Below are 19,428 nucleotides of genomic sequence, written 5' to 3' on the forward strand. Positions count from 1 at the left end.
TGCCGATCAACCCTTGGCCTGTTCGAGAACTTCGACCAGGGCCCAGGCCTTTTTCTTCGACAGCGGACGGCTCTCCTGAATGGAGACCGTGTCGCCAGCCTTGGCCTGGTTCGCCTCGTCATGGGCGTGCAGCTTGGTGGAGCGCTTGACGTACTTGCCGTAGATCGGGTGGCGCTCACGACGCTCGATCATCACAACGATGGACTTGTCCATCTTGTCGCTCACCACCTTACCGGTGAGCGTACGGGCTTTTTTCTCTTCGGCCATCTCAGACACCTGCCTTCTCGTTGAGCACAGTCTTCACCCGGGCGATATCCCGACGAACCTGCTTGAGCAGATGCGTCTGGCTGAGCTGGCCGGTGGCCTTCTGCATGCGCAGGTTGAACTGCTCGCGGAGGAGTTCGAGGAGCTGCTCCTTGAGCTGCTCTGCGGACTTTTCACGAATTTCCTGGGCTTTCATCACATCACCGTCCGTTTCACAAAGGTGGTGGAGACCGGGAACTTCTGCGCGGCGAGACCAAATGCCTCGCGAGCCAGCTCCTCGGAAACGCCTTCGATCTCGTACAGGACACGGCCGGGCTGGATCTGCGCGACCCAGTACTCGACGGAGCCCTTACCCTTACCCATACGGACTTCCAACGGCTTCTTGGAAATCGGCTTGTCGGGGAAGACACGGATCCAGATCTTGCCGCCACGCTTCACGTGACGCGTGATGGCACGACGACCGGCTTCGATCTGACGGGCGGTGACACGACCGCGGCCAGTGGCCTTGAGGCCGTATTCGCCGAAGCTCACCTTGCTACCGCGCTGCGCCAGGCCACGGTTGCGGCCCTTCTGCACCTTACGGAATTTCAAACGCTTGGGTTGTAACATCGACTCGCTCTCCCCTTACTTGGAACCTTTCTTCTTGGAGGGCGCGCTCTGCGGCTGCTTGGCCTTGGCGCGGACCTCCTCGATGCCCCCGAGGATTTCACCCTTGAAGACCCAGACCTTGACACCGATGATGCCGTAGGTGGTCTTGGCCTCGTAGGTGGCGTAGTCGATGTCCGCACGCAGGGTGTGCAGCGGCACGCGACCTTCGCGATACCATTCGGTGCGGGCGATCTCGGCACCGCCGAGACGGCCGGAGAGCTGCACCTTGATACCGCCGGCGCCCAGGCGCATGGCGTTCTGGACGGAGCGCTTCATGGCGCGGCGGAACATGACGCGACGCTCGAGCTGGCCGGCGATGTTCTGCGCGACGAGCTGGGCGTCCAGCTCCGGCTTGCGAACTTCCTCGATGTTGACGTGAACGGGCACGCCCATCATCTGAGTGACTTCGCGACGCAGCTTGTCGACGTCCTCGCCCTTCTTGCCAATCACGATGCCCGGACGGGCGGTGTGAATGGTCACGCGGGCGTTGTTGGCCGGACGCTCGATGGTGATCTTGCTGACAGAGGCGTTCTTGAGACGCTCTTCCAGGAAGCTACGCACCTCGAGGTCGTTGTTCAGCTTATCGGCATAGGCGCCGCGCTCGGCATACCAGACCGAGGTATGGTCCTTGACGATACCCAGGCGAATGCCTGTCGGATTGACTTTCTGACCCATCTGGTCGACTCCTACTTCTCGGCTACCTTGACGGTGATGTGGCAGGTGCGCTTCAGAATGCGATCCGCACGGCCCTTGGCGCGCGGACGGATGCGCTTGAGCGTCATGCCCTCATCGACGCAGATGGTCGAGACACGCAGCTCGTCGATATCCATGCCGTTGTTTTCTTCCGCGTTCGCGATGGCGGACTGCAGCACCTTCTTGACCAGCTTCGCTGCCTTCTTCGGGGAGAAGGTCAGCAGGTCGAGTGCTTCGGCGACCGGCTTACCGCGCACCTGGTCAGCCACCAAACGGGCCTTCTGGGCGGATAAGCTAGCGCCACGCAGCTTTGCTGTGACTTCCATCTCTAATCCTCTCTCGGCTTACCGTTTGGCTTTCTTGTCCGCCGCGTGACCGCGATAGGTGCGGGTGGCAGCGAATTCGCCCAGCTTGTGGCCAACCATTTCCTCGGAGACGTGCACCGGGACGTGTTGGCGACCGTTATGGACCGCAATGGTGAGCCCGACCATGTTGGGCAGGATCATGGAGCGACGCGACCAGGTCTTGATCGGTTTGCGTTCGCCCTTCTCCACTGCAGTCTCAACCTTCTTCAGCAGATGAAGGTCAATAAAAGGACCTTTCTTCAGTGAACGTGGCACAGCCGTTACCTCTTAATGTCTTGGCGTGGGATCTTATTTCCGGGCCTTGCGGCGACGGACGATCAGCTTGTCGGTGCGCTTGTTCTTGCGGGTCTTGTGGCCCTTGGTGGGCATACCCCACGGAGACACCGGATGACGACCACCGCTGGTGCGGCCTTCACCACCACCGTGCGGGTGATCCACCGGGTTCATGGCCACACCGCGAACGGTCGGGCGCACGCCTTTCCAGCGCTTCGCACCGGCCTTGCCAAGCTGACGCAGGCTGTGCTCGGAGTTGCTCACCTCACCCAGGGTCGCGCGGCACTCGGCCAGCACCTTGCGCATCTCGCCGGAGCGCAGACGCAGGGTGGCGTAGTTGCCTTCACGGGCCACCAGCTGGGCGCTGGTGCCGGCACTGCGAGCGATCTGAGCACCCTTGCCGGGCTTCAGCTCGATGCAGTGCACGGTGGAACCCAGCGGAATGTTGCGCAGCGGCAGGGCGTTGCCCTTCTTGATCGCTGCATTCACGCCGGACTCGAGACGGTCGCCGGCTTTCACACCGCGCGGAGCGATGATGTAGCGACGCTCGCCGTCCATGTACTTCAGCAGCGCGATGTGGGCGCTACGATTCGGATCGTGCTCCAGGCGCTCGACGACGGCGGGAATGCCATCCTTGGTACGCTTGAAGTCGATGATCCGGTAGTGCTGACGGTGACCACCGCCCACGTGGCGGGTGGTGATGCGACCGTAGTTGTTACGGCCACCGGACTTGGACTGCTTTTCGAGCAGCGGCGCGTACGCGCGGCCCTTGTGCAGCTCATCGCCGACGATCTTGATGACGTGGCGACGACCGGCGGAAGTAGGTTTAGTCTTGACGATTGCCATGATCCGTGCTCCTGCCTTTACTCGGCGCCAGAGAAGTCTTCGAGCGTCTCGCCGGCGGCCAGGGTGACGTACGCCTTGCGATAGCCTTTACGGAGACCGGTGCCATGCGCGGTGCGCTTGGTCTTGCCCTTGACGTTCAGGACCTGAACGCTGTCGACCTTCTTGCCGAACAGTTCCTGCACGGCGGTCTTGATCTCGGGCTTGGTCGCGTCGCTTGCCACCTTGAACACGTACTGGTTGCGCTCGGCGGCCATGGCGGCCTTCTCGGTCACGTGCGGACCCAGCAGCACCTTGAATACACGTTCCTGGTTCATGCCAGCTTCTCCTCGAATTTACGCAGAGCGGAGACGGTGGCCAGGACCTTGTCGAAGGCAACCAGGCTCACCGGGTCGGCGGCAGCGACGTCCACGACATCCACGTTGGGGATGTTGCGGGCGGCGAGGTACAGATTCTCGTCGACCTCTTCGGTGACGATCAGCACCTTGTCCTCGAGGCCCAGCTCGTTGAGCTTGGCGACCAGCTGCTTGGTCTTGGGGGTCTCGACGGCGAAGGCGTCGACGGCCACCAGACGCTCCTGGCGCACGAGCTCGGAAAGGATCGAGCGCATGGCCGCACGGTACATCTTGCGGTTGACCTTCTGGGTGTAGTCCTGCGGACGAGCCGCGAAGGTCACGCCGCCGGCACGCCAGATCGGCGAGCGGATGGTACCGGCGCGGGCACGACCGGTGCCCTTCTGACGCCACGGCTTCTTGCCGCCGCCACGCACGTCGGAACGGTTCTTCTGGGCGCGGGTGCCCTGACGACCACCGGCCAGATAGGCGGTGACGACCTGGTGCACGAGTGCTTCGTTGAACTCTTTGCCAAAGGTGGCTTCGGCGACTTCGACGGTGCCGCCAGCACCTGCAAGATTCAGATTCATCGGTAAATTCCCCTTCAGCCTGCTTTGACGGCGCTGCGCACGATGACATCACTGCCGGTGGCACCGGGCACGGCACCCTTGACCAGCAGCAGATTACGCTCGGCGTCGACACGGACGACTTCCAGGCTCTGGACGGTGCAACGCTCGTTGCCGAGCTGACCGGCCATCTTCTTGCCCTTGAACACGCGACCCGGGGTCTGGCACATGCCGATGGAACCCGGTGCACGGTGGGCCAGGGAGTTACCGTGGCTGTTGTCCTGGGTACGGAAGTTCCAGCGCTTCACGGCGCCCTGGAAACCCTTACCCTTGGAGGAGCCGGTCACGTCGATCTTCTGACCAGCCTCGAAGAGGGATACGGTGAGTTCGCCGCCCACTTCCGGAGCCTCGACGCCTTCGTCCAGGCGGAACTCCATCAGCGAACGACCAGCCTCAACGCCGGCTTTCGCGAATTGACCGGCTTGGGCCTTGGAGAGATGCTTGGCCTTGCGGGAACCGGTTGTCACCTGCACCGCGGCATAGCCGTCGGACTCGACGGTCTTGACGCGAGTCACGCGGTTCGGATCAACCTCGATCACGGTCACGGGCACTGAGGCGCCGTCTTCGGTAAAGACACGGGTCATCCCGGCCTTCGTACCGACCAAACCGATAGTCATTACTACGTCTCCTTTAGTGTACGGGGCTATCACCCGCTATGGCTGCCCTTTCCAGAGCATTCCACTAGCACGTTGTATGGCGCCATCCCGGCGCGGCGGCTGCTGCCTATGCGAACTTCCGACAGGCGCTGGGCCGCAAGTGTCTAGTGTGGTATCAGTCGAGCTTGATCTGCACGTCCACGCCGGCGGCGAGGTCGAGCTTCATCAGTGCATCAACGGTCTTCTCGGTCGGCTCGACGATATCGAGCACACGCTTGTGAGTACGAATCTCGTACTGATCACGGGCGTCCTTGTTCACGTGCGGAGAGATCAGCACGGTGTAACGCTCGCGATTGGTCGGCAGAGGAATCGGACCCCGCACCTGGGCGCCGGTACGCTTGGCGGTATCAACGATCTCCGCGGCGGACTGGTCGATCAGGCGGTGGTCGAAGGCCTTCAACCGAATGCGAATCTTCTGGTTCTGCATTTGCCCTAAACTCCAATGGATCTTGACGGCGCGAGCCGTCAACCCACGCATTCAAAGGATGCGCATTATAGGCGCGCCGCCGTCGAGAGTCAAACCCCTCGTGACGGTGCGCAGAAAGGGGGCTCCGCAAGGAGCCCCCTTCGATCGTTCGATCAGCGTAATGCTTACTCGACGATCTTGGCCACGACGCCGGCGCCGACGGTACGACCGCCTTCACGAACGGCGAAACGCAGGCCTTCGTCCATGGCGACCGGGGCGATCAGGCTGACAACCATCTTGACGTTGTCGCCCGGCATGACCATCTCGACGCCTTCCGGCAGTTCGCAGGTACCGGTGATGTCGGTGGTACGGAAGTAGAACTGCGGACGGTAGCCCTTGAAGAACGGAGTGTGACGACCACCCTCGTCCTTGGACAGCACGTACACCTCGGCCTCGAACTTGGTGTGCGGGGTGATGGTGCCCGGCTTGGCCAGGACCTGACCACGCTCGACGTCGTCACGCTTGGTGCCGCGCAGCAGGGCGCCGATGTTCTCGCCGGCACGACCTTCGTCGAGCAGCTTACGGAACATCTCGACACCGGTAACGGTGGTCTTGGTGGTGTCCTTGATGCCGACGATCTCGACTTCTTCGCCAGACTTGACGATGCCGCGCTCGACACGACCGGTCACCACGGTACCGCGACCGGAGATGGAGAACACGTCCTCGATCGGCATCAGGAACGGCTGATCGATGGCACGCTCCGGCTCCGGGATGTACGCGTCCAGGGCCTTGATCAGGTTGGCAACGGCGGTGGTACCCATGCCGTTGTCGTCCTTGCCTTCCAGAGCCATCAGGGCGGAACCGGTGATGATCGGGCAGTCGTCGCCCGGGAAGTCGTACTCGCTCAGGAGCTCACGGACTTCCATCTCGACCAGCTCGAGCAGCTCTTCGTCGTCGACCATGTCGGCCTTGTTCAGGAACACGACGATGTACGGCACGCCGACCTGGCGAGACAGCAGGATGTGCTCGCGAGTCTGCGGCATGGGGCCGTCGGCGGCAGAGCAGACCAGGATAGCGCCGTCCATCTGGGCGGCACCGGTGATCATGTTCTTGACGTAGTCGGCGTGACCCGGGCAGTCGACGTGAGCGTAGTGACGCTCTTCGGACTGGTACTCGACGTGAGCGGTCGCGATGGTGATACCGCGCTCACGCTCTTCCGGGGCGTTGTCGATGGAGTCGAACGCACGAGCGTCGCCACCGAAGACTTCCGCGGACACGCGAGTCAGGGCCGCAGTCAGCGTGGTCTTACCGTGGTCGACGTGACCGATGGTACCGACGTTGACGTGCGTTTTGGAACGTTCGAATTTTTCCTTAGCCACTGCTATGACCTCTTTACGTTAGCTAACGGTTAACCGTTCTGGTTGATGACGGCTTCAACGACGCTGTTCGGCGCCTCTTCGTAATCCGCGAACTCCATGGTGTAGCTCGCGCGGCCCTGGGTCTGAGAGCGCAGGTCGGTTGCGTAACCGAACATCTCAGCCAGCGGAACGGTGGCGCGGATGACCTTGCCCGCAGGCGAGTCGTCCATACCCTGGACCAGGCCACGGCGACGGTTCAGGTCGCCCATGACGTCCCCCATGAATTCCTCGGGAGTCACGACTTCGACCTTCATCACCGGCTCGAGGAGCACGGCCTTGGCCTTGGGTGCGCCTTCCTTGATCGCCATGGAAGAGGCGACCTTGAACGCGGTCTCGTTAGAGTCCACGTCGTGGTAGGAACCGTCGAACAGCGTGACCTTGACGTCAATCATCGGGTAGCCCGCGATGACACCGTTCTGGAGCTGCTCATAGGCCCCTTTCTCGACGGCCGGCACGTATTCCTTCGGAACCACACCGCCGACGATCTCGGAAGCGAATTTGAAGTTCATCTCTTCATCTTCGCCCTTGTCCTCGGCCGTCAACGGCTCGATGCGCAGGATAACGTGACCGTACTGACCGCGACCACCGGACTGGCGAACGAACTTACCTTCCTGCTCGACGCTCTGACGGATGGTTTCGCGGTAGGCAACCTGCGGCTTGCCGATGTTGGCCTCCACCTTGAACTCGCGACGCATGCGGTCGACGATGATGTCCAGGTGCAGCTCGCCCATGCCGGAGATGATGGTCTGGCCGGTTTCCTCGTCGGTCTTGACCTGGAAGGACGGATCCTCCTGGGCCAGCTTGCCGAGGGCGACGCCCATCTTCTCTTGGTCGGCCTTGGACTTCGGCTCCACGGCCACGGAGATCACCGGATCCGGGAACTCCATGCGCTCGAGAATGATCTTGTCATTCAGGTCGCACAGGGTGTCACCGGTGGTAACGTCCTTCAGGCCGATGCAGGCGGCGATGTCGCCGGCCAGCACTTCCTTGATCTCCTCGCGGGAGTTGGAGTGCATCTGGACGATACGGCCGACGCGCTCCTTCTTCTGCTTGACGGAGTTGTAGACGCTGTCGCCGGACTTCAGCACGCCGGAGTAGACGCGGATGAAGGTCAGGGTGCCGACGAACGGGTCGGTGGCGATCTTGAACGCCAGAGACGCGAACGGCGCGCTGTCATCGGCCTCACGAGTGGCGATGGTGCCGTCCTTGTCGTCCAGCTCACCCTCGATGGCCTTGACCTCGGTCGGAGACGGCATGTACTCGATCACGCCATCCAGAACCGCCTGCACGCCCTTGTTCTTGAACGCGGAGCCACAGGTGACCAGCACGATCTCGTTGTCGAGGGTACGACGACGCAGGCCGGCCTTGATCTCCTCCTCGGAGAGGTCGCCTTCCTCGAGGTACTTCTCCATCAGCTCTTCGGAGGCCTCGGCGGCGGACTCGACCATGTGCTCGCGGTATTCCGCGGCCTTGTCCTGCAGATCGGCAGGAATGTCGACCAGCTCGTAGTTCATCCCGAAGTTGGCTTCATCCCACTGGATGGCCTTCATCTGGATGAGGTCGATCACGCCCTTGAACTCGTCCTCGGCACCCCAGTTGATCTGGATCGGCACGACGTTGGCGCCCAGCTTGTCTTTCAGCTGGTCGACGACCATGAAGAAGTCGGCACCGGCACGGTCCATCTTGTTGACGAACACCATGCGCGGGACTTCGTACTTGTTGGCCTGACGCCAGACGGTCTCGGTCTGCGGCTGCACACCGGAGGAACCGCACAGCACGACGACCGCACCGTCGAGCACACGCAGGGAACGCTCGACCTCGATGGTGAAGTCAACGTGCCCAGGGGTGTCGATGATGTTGATGCGGTGCTCATCGAACTGCTTGTTCATGCCCTGCCAGAAGCAGGTGGTCGCCGCGGAGGTGATCGTGATGCCACGCTCCTGCTCCTGCTGCATCCAGTCCATGGTGGCGGCGCCCTCATGGACCTCGCCGACCTTGTGGGACAGACCGGTGTAGAACAGGACACGCTCGGTAGTGGTAGTCTTACCGGCGTCGACGTGGGCCACGATACCGATATTGCGGTAACGCTTGAGCGGAGTCTTGCGAGCCACGATGTAACTCCCGTTGGTTGGCGGTGCGGTTTAGAAGCGGTAGTGAGAGAAGGCCTTGTTGGCCTCTGCCATGCGATGCACGTCTTCACGCTTCTTGACGGCCGAACCCTTGCCTTCGGCGGCATCCAGCATTTCGCCAGCCAGACGCTGCACCATGGTCTTCTCACCGCGACGACGTGCGGCGTCCACCAGCCAACGCATGGCCAGCGCCTGACGGCGAGACGGACGCACTTCGACCGGCACCTGATAGGTCGCACCGCCGACGCGGCGAGACTTCACCTCGACCATGGGCTGGATGGTTTCCAGCGCCTTGTCGAAGATCTCCAGCGGCTCTTCGTTGGAACGATCGGCAACCCTGTCCAGCGCACCATAGACGATGCGCTCAGCTACGGACTTCTTGCCGCTGATCATCAGGTGGTTCATGAACTTCGCCAGGCGCTCGGATCCGAACTTGGGATCCGGGAGGATCTCGCGCTTGGCCGCAACTCTTCTTCTAGGCATGATAAGCCCTCTTCCGAAGGGTCCTTCAGGTAAACCCGAGACGACCGGATGGGCGCTCGACCTTACTCTTATCAGACCGTGTCAATATCAATGTTCTGGTGTGGCCGTAGCCGGTAACGCTGCGCGGAGGCTTAGGCCTTCGGACGCTTGGTACCGTACTTGGAACGACCCTGCTTACGGTTCTGGACGCCGGAGGTATCCAGGGCACCGCGAACGGTGTGGTAACGGACACCCGGAAGGTCCTTCACTCGACCGCCACGAATCAGGACCACGGAGTGCTCCTGGAGGTTGTGGCCTTCACCGCCGATGTAGGAAGACACCTCGAAGCCGTTGGTCAGGCGCACACGGCAGACCTTACGCAGAGCCGAGTTCGGCTTCTTCGGGGTGGTGGTGTAGACGCGGGTGCAAACGCCGCGCTTCTGCGGGCAGGCCTGCAGCGCAGGCACGTCGCTCTTGGCGGCCTGGCGCTTGCGCGGCTTGCGCACGAGCTGATTGATGGTAGCCATTTATCGCTCCAAATGGGTTGCCTTGGCGGAAGCGAGTAGCCGTTCGCTTCCTGTCTTGCGTTCCTCTTCACCAATGGCGCGGGCGCACCCGCCCCACTGTTAAAGGCTGCGCATTCTAATGGCTGACGCCATGCACCGTCAAGCGCGGCGCCCCGAGGAGCGCCGCACTTGGGGCCGTGGACGTCAGATCTCGTCGTCGTCCGAGTCGAGCGCGGTGAGCTGAGCGCCCAGCTCCTGCTCGACGTCGTGGGCCGACGGCTGGAGCACGCGTTCGGCGTCTTCACGCTTGCGGCGACGCTCCGCGTGATGGGTCAGGCCGGTACCGGCCGGGATCAGACGACCCACCACCACGTTTTCCTTCAGGCCGCGCAGGTAGTCGCGCTTGCCGGTGACCGCCGCCTCGGTCAGCACCCGCGTGGTCTCCTGGAAGGAGGCCGCGGAGATGAACGACTCGGTGGCCAGGCTGGCCTTGGTGATACCCAGCAGCAGGCGCTGGAACTTGGCCGGGAACTTGTCGCTGGCGGCGAGTGCGGCGTTCTGCTCCAGCACGCGCACCAGCTCGACCTGATCGCCCGGGATGAAGTCGGAATCGCCGGCGTCGGTGATCTCGACCTTGCGCAGCATCTGACGCACGATCACTTCGATGTGCTTGTCGTTGATGCCCACGCCCTGCAGACGGTAGACGTCCTGCACCTCGGCGACGATGTACTTGGCCAGTTCGGCGATGCCGAGCAGACGCAGGATATCGTGCGGGTTGCTCGGGCCATCGGAGATGACCTCGCCCTTCTCGACGCTCTCGCCCTCGAACACGGCGATCTGGCGCCATTTCGGGATCAGCATCTCGAACGGATCGCCGGATTCCGGGGTGATCGCCAGACGACGCTTACCCTTGGTCTCCTTGCCGAAGCTGATGGTGCCGCTGATCTCGGCGAGAATCGCCGGCTCTTTCGGCTTGCGCGCCTCGAACAGGTCGGCCACGCGCGGCAGACCACCGGTGATGTCCTTGTTGCCGGTGGCTTCCACCGGAATACGGGCCACCACCTCGCCGACGCCGATCTTGGAGCCGTCGTCGACGGTCACGATCGCGTTGCCGGGCAGCAGGTACTGCACCGGGGTGTCGGAGTTGGCCAGGGTCACCGGCTTGCCGGCCTCGTCGGACAGCAGGATCATCGGGCGCTTGTCGCGACCGGCCATGGGGCGCGCCGCCGACTCGATCACCTCGATGGAGGACAGGCCGGTCATCTCGTCCACGCTGCGGTGGATGGTGACGCCCTCGTCCATGTCCGCGTACTGCACCTTGCCCTCGGCCTCGGCCACGATCGGGTGGGTGTGCGGATCCCACTTGGCCACGGTCTGGCCGGCATCGACGGCATCGCCGTCCTTGACGGAGAGCTCGGCGCCATAGGGCAGCTTGTAGTACTCGCGCTCGCGGCCATGCTCGTCGGCGACGGCCAGGGCGCTGGAGCGGGAGACCACGACCAGCTTGCCGTCGCCGCGCTCCACGTGCTTGATGTTGTGCAGGCGCACCTTGCCGCCGTGCTTGACCTGGACGCTGTCCACCGCGGAGGCACGAGAGGCCGCACCACCGATGTGGAAGGTCCGCATGGTCAGCTGGGTACCCGGCTCACCGATCGACTGGGCGGCGATGACGCCCACGGACTCGCCGACGTTGACCTGATGGCCGCGCGCCAGGTCGCGGCCGTAGCACGCGGAGCAGACGCCATGACTGGTGTCACAGCTGATCGTGGAGCGCACCACGATCTCGTCGACGCCCATGGTGTCGAGCTCGGCGCACCACGCCTCGTCGAGCAGGGTGCCGCGCGGAATCAGCACTTCCTCGCTCTCGGGATCGACGACGTCCTGAGCGACCACGCGGCCGAGCACGCGCTGGGCCAGCGAGACGATGATGTCGCCGCCCTCGATGACCGGGTGCAGGGTCAGGCCGTTCTCGGTGCCGCAGTCGGCCTCGGTGATGACCATGTCCTGGGCCACGTCGACCAGGCGACGGGTCAGGTAACCGGAGTTGGCCGTCTTGAGGGCGGTATCCGCCAGACCCTTACGCGCGCCGTGGGTCGAGATGAAGTACTGGAGTACGTTCAGACCCTCACGGAAGTTGGCGACGATCGGGGTCTCGATGATCGAGCCGTCCGGCTTGGCCATCAGGCCACGCATGCCCGCCAGCTGGCGGATCTGGGCGGCACTACCCCGGGCGCCGGAGTCGGCCATGATGAAGACGCTGTTGAAGGAGTCCTGCTCGACCTCGTTGCCCTCGCGGTCGATCACGCTCTCCTTGGAGATGCCCGTCATCATCGCCTTGGCGACCTGGTCGTTGGCCCGCGCCCAGATATCGATGACCTTGTTGTACTTCTCGCCCGCGGTCACGAGACCGGAGGAGAACTGGTCCTCGATTTCCTTGACCTCTTCCTCGGCGGCTTCGACGATCTCGGCCTTGGCGTCCGGGATGACGAAGTCGTTGACGCCGATGGAGGCGCCGGACCAGGTGGCCATGCGGAAGCCGGTGTACATCAGCTGGTCGGCGAAGATCACCGCCGGCTTCAGGCCGGAGCAGCGATACACCTCGTTGATCAGCTGGGAGATCGCCTTCTTCTTCATCGGCTGATCGATCAGCTCGAAGGGCACGCCTTCGGGCAGGATCCGGAACAGCAGCGCGCGACCCACGGTGGTGTCGTAGATCTTGCGGGTCTCGGTCTTCTCGCCGGTCTCTTCGTCGACGGCCACCTCATCGAGGCGCACCTTGACGCGAGCGTGCAGGTCGACGCTCTGGGTGCCGAAGGCGCGCTCGACCTCGTTGAGGTCGGAGAACACCATGCCCTCACCCTTGGCATTGATCTTCTCGCGGGTCATGTAATACAGACCCAGCACCACGTCCTGGGACGGCACGATGATCGGCTCGCCGTTGGCCGGTGACAGCACGTTGTTGGTGGCCATCATCAGCGCGCGGGCCTCGAGCTGGGCCTCCAGGGTCAGCGGCACGTGCACGGCCATCTGGTCGCCGTCGAAGTCGGCGTTGTAGGCGGCACACACCAGCGGGTGCAGCTGGATCGCCTTGCCCTCGATCAGCAGCGGCTCGAAGGCCTGGATGCCGAGACGGTGCAGGGTCGGGGCGCGGTTCAGCAGTACCGGGTGCTCGCGGATGACGTCGGCGAGGATGTCCCACACCTCCGGCAGCTCGCGCTCGACCATCTTCTTGGCGGCCTTGATGGTGGACGCCTGGCCGCTGGCCTGCAGCTTGGAGTAGATGAACGGCTTGAACAGCTCGAGCGCCATCTTCTTCGGCAGGCCGCACTGGTGCAGACGCAGGGTCGGGCCCACGGTGATGACCGAGCGGCCGGAGTAGTCGACGCGCTTGCCCAGCAGGTTCTGACGGAAACGACCCTGCTTGCCCTTGATCATGTCGGCCAGCGACTTCAGCGGACGCTTGTTCGAGCCGGTGATGGCCCGGCCGCGACGGCCGTTGTCGAGCAGGGCGTCGACCGCTTCCTGCAGCATGCGCTTCTCGTTGCGCACGATGATGTCCGGCGCGTTGAGATCCAGCAGCCGCTTGAGGCGGTTGTTGCGGTTGATCACGCGGCGGTACAGGTCGTTCAGGTCCGAGGTCGCGAAGCGGCCGCCGTCCAGCGGCACCAGCGGACGCAGGTCCGGCGGCAGCACCGGCAGCACTTCCATGACCATCCACGCCGGATCGTTGCCGGAGCCCTGGAAGGCCTCCAGCAGCTTCAGGCGCTTGGACAGCTTCTTGATCTTGGTCTCGGAGTTGGTCTGCGGGATCTCCTCACGCAGACGCTCGATCTCTTCCTCGAGATCGATGTCCTTGAGCATGGCCTGGACGGCCTCGGCACCCATGCGGGCGTCGAAGTCGTCGCCGAACTCCTCGAGGGCCTCGAAGTACTGCTCGTCGTTGAGCAGCTGGCCGCGCTCGAGGGTGGTCATGCCCGGGTCGACGACCATGAAGCTCTCGAAGTACAGCACGCGCTCGATGTCGCGCAGGGTCATGTCCAGGAACATGCCGATGCGGGACGGCAGCGACTTCAAAAACCAGATGTGCGCGACCGGGCTTGCCAGCTCGATGTGACCCATGCGCTCGCGGCGCACGGCGGCCTTGGTGACCTCCACGCCGCACTTCTCGCAGATGATGCCGCGATGCTTCATCCGCTTGTACTTGCCGCACAGGCACTCGTAATCCTTCACCGGGCCGAAGATCTTGGCACAGAACAGGCCGTCACGTTCCGGCTTGAAGGTACGATAGTTGATGGTCTCGGGCTTCTTGACCTCGCCGAAGGACCAGCTGCGAATCATGTCCGGCGACGCCAGCGTGATCTTGATCGCGTCGAACTCGTCGGACTGAGACTGCGATTTGAGGACTTTCACCAAATCTTTCATGGGTCGGCTCCGTTGCGGAGTTGTCATGGGCGGGGGCGCGCACGCCCCCGCGGACCGTCATTACTGCGAAGCGCCTAGCGGCAGCCTCAGCTCTCCAGTTCGATATCGATGCCCAGCGAACGGATTTCCTTCACCAGCACGTTGAAGGATTCCGGCATGCCCGCCTGCATGGTGTGGTCGCCATCCACGATGCTCTTGTACATCTTGGTGCGGCCTTCCACGTCATCGGACTTGACGGTGAGCATTTCCTGAAGGGTGTAGGCGGCGCCATAGGCTTCCAGGGCCCAGACCTCCATTTCCCCGAAGCGCTGACCACCGAACTGCGCCTTGCCGCCCAGCGGCTGCTGGGTCACCAGGGAGTAGGAGCCGGTGGAACGCGCGTGCATCTTGTCATCCACCAGGTGGTTGAGCTTCAGCATGTACATGTAACCCACGGTGACCGGGCGATCGAAGGCATCGCCGGTACGCCCGTCGTAGAGGGTCGTCTGACCGGAGTCCGGCAGATCGGCCAGGGTCAGCAGGTGCTTGATCTCCTGCTCGCGAGCACCGTCGAAGACCGGCGTGGCCATGGGCACACCCGCCTTGAGGTTCTTGGCCAGGGAGATCACCTCGTCGTCGGAGAGCGAGTCGATGTCCTCGACCCGGGTGCTCGACTCGGTATTGTAGACCTTGCCCAGGAACTCACGGATCTGCGAGACCTGCTGGTCGCGGGCGTCGCGCAGCATGTGCTCGATCTTCACCCCGAGGCCGCGGGCGGCCATGCCCAGGTGGGTCTCGAGGATCTGGCCGACGTTCATCCGCGACGGGACACCCAGCGGGTTCAGCACCACGTCGATCGGCTCGCCGTTGTCATCGAACGGCATGTCCTCGATCGGCATGATGGCCGAGATGACACCCTTGTTACCGTGACGACCGGCCATCTTGTCACCCGGCTGCAGGCGACGCTTGATGGCGAGGTAGACCTTGACGATCTTGAGCACGCCCGGCGCGAGGTCGTCGCCCTGGGTGAGCTTGCGCTTCTTGTCCTCGAAGCGCTCGTCCATCTCCTTGCGACGGGTCTCCAGCTGCTCGTCGGCCTGGGCCAGCAGCTCGTTGAGGCTCTCGTCCTGCATGCGCAGCTTGAACCACTGCTGACGCGGCAGCTCCTCGAGGTACTCGTCGCTGAGCACGTCGCCCTTCTTGAGCTTCGGACCGCCGTTGACCGGCTGACCGACCAGGGTGCGCTGCAGACGCTCGAAGGTGGCGTCCTCGGCGATGCGGTAGGTCTCCTGGAGATCCTTGCGCACCTCGTCGAGCTGCTGCTGCTCGATGGAGAGCGCACGGGAGTCCTTCTCCACGCCGTCGCGGGTGAACACCTGCACGTCGATGACGGTGCCCTTCATGCCGGTCGGGGCACGCAGGGAGGTGTCCTTCACGTCGGACGCCTTCTCACCGAAGATCGCACGCAGTAGCTTCTCCTCCGGGGTCAGCTGGGTCTCGCCCTTGGGCGTGACCTTGCCGACCAGGATGTCGCCCGCGCCGACCTCGGCACCGATGTAGACGACGCCGGCCTCATCCAGCTTGCCGAGCGCGGACTCGCCGACGTTCGGGATATCGGAGGTGATCTCTTCCGCGCCCAGCTTGGTGTCGCGGGAGACGCAGGTCAGCTCCTGGATGTGGATGGTGGTGAAACGGTCTTCCTGGACGGCCCGCTCGGAGAGCAGGATGGAGTCCTCGAAGTTGTAGCCGTTCCACGGCATGAAGGCGATGCGCATGTTCTGGCCCAGGGCCAGGTCACCCATGTCGACGGACGGGCCGTCGGCCAGGATGTCGCCGCTCGACACGCTGTCGCCGGGGCGCACGATCGGACGCTGGTTCTGGCAGGTGTTCTGGTTGGACCGCAGGTACTTGGTCAGGTTGTAGATATCGACGCCGGCTTCGCCGCCGATGATCTCGTCCTCGTTGACCCGCACCACGATGCGCTTGGCATCGACGGAGTCGATGGTGCCACCACGACGGGCCACGGCGCAGACGCCGGAGTCGCGGGCGACGAACTTCTCCATGCCGGTACCGACCAGCGGCTTGTCGGCGCGCAGGGTCGGCACGGCCTGACGCTGCATGTTCGCCCCCATCAGGGCGCGGTTGGCGTCATCGTGCTCGAGGAACGGGATCAGGGCCGCGGCCACGGACACCACCTGACGCGGCGAGACGTCCATCAGGGTGACCTGCTCGGGGCGCATGAAGGTGGTCTCGCCGCGGTGGCGGACCTGCACCAGGTCGTCGACCAGCTTGCCGCCCTCGTCCACGGTGGCCGAGGCCTGGGCGATGACGAAGTTGCCCTCCTCGATCGCGGAGAGGTGCACCACGTCGTCGGTCACCTGACCGTCCACGACCTTGCGGTACGGCGTCTCGAGGAAGCCGTAGCTGTTGGTGTGGCTGTAGGTGGCCAGCGAGTTGATCAGGCCGATGTTCGGACCCTCGGGGGTCTCGATCGGGCACAGGCGGCCGTAGTGGGTGGCGTGAACGTCACGCACCTCGAAGCCGGCACGCTCGCGGGTCAGGCCGCCCGGGCCGAGGGCGGAGACGCGGCGCTTGTGCGTCACCTCGGACAGCGGGTTGTTCTGGTCCATGAACTGCGACAGCTGGGAGGAGCCGAAGAACTCCTTCACCGCCGCGGCCACCGGCTTGGCGTTGATCAGGTCCTGCGGCATCAGGCCTTCGCTCTCCGCCATGGAGAGGCGTTCCTTGACCGCACGCTCGACGCGCACCAGGCCGACGCGGAACTGGTTCTCGGCCATCTCGCCGACGCAGCGGATGCGGCGGTTGCCCAGGTGGTCGATGTCGTCGACGTCGCCGAAGCCGTTACGGATGTTGATCAGCTCGCCGAGCACGTCGAGGATGTCGCGCTGGTCGAGGACGCCGGCGCCCTCGTCCTGCTCGCGGCGCAGACGACGGTTGAACTTCATGCGACCGACGCCGGACAGGTCGTAGCGGTCTTCGGTGAAGAACAGGTTGTTGAACAGCGTCTCGGCGGCTTCCTTGGTGGGCGGCTCGCCGGGGCGCATCATGCGGTAGATCTCGACCAGCGCCTCGAGCTGGGAACCGGTGGTGTCCAGCTTGAGGGTGTCGGAGACGAACGGGCCGCAATCCAGGTCGTTGGTGTACAGGGTCTCCAGGCGGGTCAGGCCGGCCTGGCCCACGGACTCCAGCACTTCCGGGGTGATCGCGGTGTTGCAGGGGCAGATCAGCTCGCCGGTGTTGGGATCGATCTGGTCCTTGGCCAGCACCTTGCCGAACAGGTAGTCCATCGGCACCTCGAGACGCTCGAGGCCGGCCTTCTCCAGCTGACGGATGTGCTTCTGGGTGACGCGACGGCCTTCCTCGACGATGACGTTGCCGTCACCATCCTTGATGTCGAAGGTCGCGGTCTCGCCGCGCAGGCGAGACGGCACCAGTTCCACGGAGAAGCCGCGCTTCTCGATGTGGAAGGTGCTGGTGTCGAAGAACTCGTCGAGGATCTCCTCGGCGCTCATGCCCAGCGCGCGCAGCAGCACCGTGGCCGGCAGCTTGCGGCGACGGTCGATACGCACGAAGACGTTGTCCTTGGGATCGAACTCGAAGTCCAGCCAGGAACCGCGGTAGGGAATCACCCGAGCGGAATACAAGAGCTTGCCGGAGGAGTGGCTCTTGCCCTTGTCGTGATCGAAGAACACGCCCGGGGAGCGGTGCAGCTGGGAAACGATGACGCGCTCGGTACCGTTCACGACGAAGGTACCGTTCTCGGTCATCAGGGGGATTTCCCCCATGTAGACTTCCTGCTCCTTGATGTCCTTGATCGCCTTGTTGGACGAATCCTTGTCATAGATGATCAGGCGGACTTTAACGCGCAGGGGAGCCGAATAGGTGACGCCACGCAGCTGGCATTCCTTGACATCGAAGGCCGGAGTGCCAAAACGGTAGCTGACGTATTCCAGCGCAGCATTGCCGGAGAAGCTCTCGATCGGGAAGACCGAGCGGAAGGCGGCATGCAGGCCCAGGTCGAGGCGCTCTTCGGGGGAGCGATCCTGCTGGAGAAAGTCGTAATAGGAATCAAGCTGGATGGCCAGCAGGTAAGGCACATCCATCACTTGGGGCAGTTTGCCGAAATCCTTGCGGATGCGTTTTTTCTCAGTGTATGAGTAAGCCATCTGTATTCCCCAGCTTGTTCACCATGGGTGACCGATGCGTGTCGGCGCCACCCGACGGACGCGGCTCCGTCAGGCGCTGACGGCAAGCCCCCGGAGGGAGGCTCGCCGTCGGAATTCGGCTAGCGGAGGCCCGAGGGGCGTACCGCCTAGCGACAACAGAAAAAGGCCGGCAGCGGGTGTCCCGCCACCAGCCATGGAAGCTTACGCAGCGCGTGAAGCCATGGGCACAAGGATTACTTGAGCTCCACGCTCGCGCCGGCTTCTTCCAGCTTGGTCTTGGCTTCTTCGGCGTCTTCCTTGGACATGCCTTCCTTCAGGGTAGCCGGGACGCCGTCGACGGCACCCTTGGCTTCCTTCAGGCCCAGACCGGTGATCTCGCGGACGGCCTTGATGACGTTGACCTTCTTGTCACCAGCGGCGGTCAGGACGAGGTCGAACTCGGTCTGTTCTTCGGCAGCAGCGGCTTCACCGCCACCCGGGCCAGCGACGACAGCAGCAGCGGCGGTCACGCCGAACTTCTCTTCCATCGCTTCGATCAGCTCGGCGACTTCCATCACGGACATGTCGGCGACGGCGTTGATGATGTCTTCTTTGGTCAGTGCCATTTTCACGTTCCTAACTTTGCGGGAGTCTCGGCGGGCCGACGACTCGGTGATTCAATATTCGATTCGCGAGAGGAGGTCGAGTTCGCCGTTCAGGCGGCCTCGCCTTCCTTCTGGTCACGCAGCGCGGCGAGGGTACGAACCAGCTTGCCGGCAGAAGCCTCCTTCATGACGGACATCAGCTTCGCGATGGCCTCGTCATAGGTCGGCAGGCTTGCCAGGCGGTCGAGATCGCTCGCCGGGATGAACTCGCCTTCGTATGCCAGCGCCTTGACTTCGAAGTCTTCCTCGGACTTGCCGAACTCCTTGAACAGACGGGCGGCGGCGCCCGGATGATCGGTGGAGAAGGCCAGCAGAGTCGGACCCACGAAAGACTCGTTCAGGCACTCCCACTGAGTGCCTTCGAGGGCGCGGCGTGCCAGGGTGTTGCGGACAACACGGATCTGGACGCCATTCTCGCGGGCCTGCTTGCGCAGTTCGGTCATCTTGGTGACCGAGACGCCACGAGAGTCGGCAACGACGACGGAGAGAGCATCCTTGGCCGCTTCACTGACCTCGGCAACAATGGCCTTCTTGCCTTCGAGTGCTAGTGGCACGGTGATCACTCCTTCGTGCCG

The 19,428-nt window shown here is 63.5% G+C and carries 19 protein-coding genes; all 19 read right to left on the minus strand.

Annotated elements, in window-relative coordinates; all coding sequences use genetic code 11:
• Positions 1–6: 6 nt before the first annotated feature.
• A complete protein-coding gene (gene rpsQ / locus FIU88_RS16075; protein WP_016856411.1) occupies positions 7–267 on the minus strand; it encodes a 30S ribosomal protein S17 in 261 nt (86 codons plus the stop codon).
• Between the two features lies 1 nt (position 268).
• The gene (gene rpmC, locus FIU88_RS16080) at positions 269–460 is read right to left on the minus strand and encodes a 50S ribosomal protein L29 (protein ID WP_016856412.1); all 192 of its coding nucleotides are present in this window, start codon (positions 458–460) and stop codon (positions 269–271) included.
• Positions 460–873, minus strand: coding sequence for a 50S ribosomal protein L16 (gene rplP / locus FIU88_RS16085; RefSeq protein WP_016856413.1), 414 nt, complete (start codon positions 871–873; stop codon positions 460–462). Before rplP ends, rpmC begins: the two co-directional genes overlap by 1 nt.
• A 15-nt stretch (positions 874–888) precedes the next feature.
• Positions 889–1,587: a 30S ribosomal protein S3 gene (gene rpsC / locus FIU88_RS16090; RefSeq protein WP_016856414.1), complete on the minus strand. Its 699-nt coding sequence runs from the start codon at positions 1,585–1,587 to the stop codon at positions 889–891.
• 11 nt (positions 1,588–1,598) lie between these two features.
• A complete protein-coding gene (rplV, locus tag FIU88_RS16095; RefSeq protein WP_016856415.1) occupies positions 1,599–1,931 on the minus strand; it encodes a 50S ribosomal protein L22 in 333 nt (110 codons plus the stop codon).
• A gap of 18 nt (positions 1,932–1,949) precedes the next feature.
• Positions 1,950–2,225, minus strand: a complete 276-nt coding sequence (gene rpsS, locus FIU88_RS16100; protein ID WP_026068605.1) for a 30S ribosomal protein S19 — start codon at positions 2,223–2,225, stop codon at positions 1,950–1,952.
• A 33-nt stretch (positions 2,226–2,258) separates the two neighbouring features.
• The gene (gene rplB / locus FIU88_RS16105) at positions 2,259–3,089 is read right to left on the minus strand and encodes a 50S ribosomal protein L2 (RefSeq protein WP_016856417.1); all 831 of its coding nucleotides are present in this window, start codon (positions 3,087–3,089) and stop codon (positions 2,259–2,261) included.
• A gap of 17 nt (positions 3,090–3,106) precedes the next feature.
• A complete protein-coding gene (gene rplW / locus FIU88_RS16110; protein WP_016856418.1) occupies positions 3,107–3,403 on the minus strand; it encodes a 50S ribosomal protein L23 in 297 nt (98 codons plus the stop codon).
• Positions 3,400–4,008, minus strand: coding sequence for a 50S ribosomal protein L4 (gene rplD, locus FIU88_RS16115; RefSeq protein ID WP_016856419.1), 609 nt, complete (start codon positions 4,006–4,008; stop codon positions 3,400–3,402). Before rplD ends, rplW begins: the two co-directional genes overlap by 4 nt.
• 14 nt (positions 4,009–4,022) lie before the next feature.
• Positions 4,023–4,661, minus strand: coding sequence for a 50S ribosomal protein L3 (gene rplC, locus FIU88_RS16120; RefSeq protein ID WP_016856420.1), 639 nt, complete (start codon positions 4,659–4,661; stop codon positions 4,023–4,025).
• A gap of 154 nt (positions 4,662–4,815) precedes the next feature.
• Complete coding sequence (gene rpsJ, locus FIU88_RS16125) at positions 4,816–5,127, minus strand: 30S ribosomal protein S10 (RefSeq protein ID WP_010626466.1); 312 nt, start codon at positions 5,125–5,127, stop codon at positions 4,816–4,818.
• Positions 5,128–5,291: 164 nt separating this feature from the next.
• Entirely contained in the window at positions 5,292–6,485 is a 1,194-nt protein-coding gene (tuf, locus tag FIU88_RS16130; protein ID WP_035596342.1) for an elongation factor Tu, read from the minus strand.
• A 29-nt stretch (positions 6,486–6,514) separates the two neighbouring features.
• Positions 6,515–8,635, minus strand: coding sequence for an elongation factor G (gene fusA / locus FIU88_RS16135; RefSeq protein WP_152479870.1), 2,121 nt, complete (start codon positions 8,633–8,635; stop codon positions 6,515–6,517).
• Between the two features lie 30 nt (positions 8,636–8,665).
• Entirely contained in the window at positions 8,666–9,136 is a 471-nt protein-coding gene (gene rpsG, locus FIU88_RS16140) for a 30S ribosomal protein S7 (RefSeq protein WP_016856423.1), read from the minus strand.
• 131 nt (positions 9,137–9,267) lie between these two features.
• The gene (gene rpsL / locus FIU88_RS16145; protein WP_016856424.1) at positions 9,268–9,642 is read right to left on the minus strand and encodes a 30S ribosomal protein S12; all 375 of its coding nucleotides are present in this window, start codon (positions 9,640–9,642) and stop codon (positions 9,268–9,270) included.
• 183 nt (positions 9,643–9,825) lie between these two features.
• Positions 9,826–14,043 carry a DNA-directed RNA polymerase subunit beta' gene (rpoC, locus tag FIU88_RS16150; protein ID WP_152479871.1) on the minus strand — a complete coding sequence of 1,406 codons (4,218 nt, stop codon included), beginning with the start codon at positions 14,041–14,043 and terminating at the stop codon, positions 9,826–9,828.
• 86 nt (positions 14,044–14,129) lie between these two features.
• Positions 14,130–18,209: a DNA-directed RNA polymerase subunit beta gene (gene rpoB / locus FIU88_RS16155; RefSeq protein WP_026068606.1), complete on the minus strand. Its 4,080-nt coding sequence runs from the start codon at positions 18,207–18,209 to the stop codon at positions 14,130–14,132.
• Between the two features lie 233 nt (positions 18,210–18,442).
• Positions 18,443–18,814 carry a 50S ribosomal protein L7/L12 gene (gene rplL / locus FIU88_RS16160; protein ID WP_016856427.1) on the minus strand — a complete coding sequence of 124 codons (372 nt, stop codon included), beginning with the start codon at positions 18,812–18,814 and terminating at the stop codon, positions 18,443–18,445.
• Between the two features lie 89 nt (positions 18,815–18,903).
• Positions 18,904–19,407, minus strand: a complete 504-nt coding sequence (gene rplJ / locus FIU88_RS16165; RefSeq protein WP_016856428.1) for a 50S ribosomal protein L10 — start codon at positions 19,405–19,407, stop codon at positions 18,904–18,906.
• Between the last annotated feature and the right edge of the window lie 21 nt (positions 19,408–19,428).

The sequence above is a fragment of the Halomonas sp. THAF12 genome (genome assembly GCF_009363675.1).
GTDB classification, from domain to species: domain Bacteria; phylum Pseudomonadota; class Gammaproteobacteria; order Pseudomonadales; family Halomonadaceae; genus Halomonas; species Halomonas smyrnensis.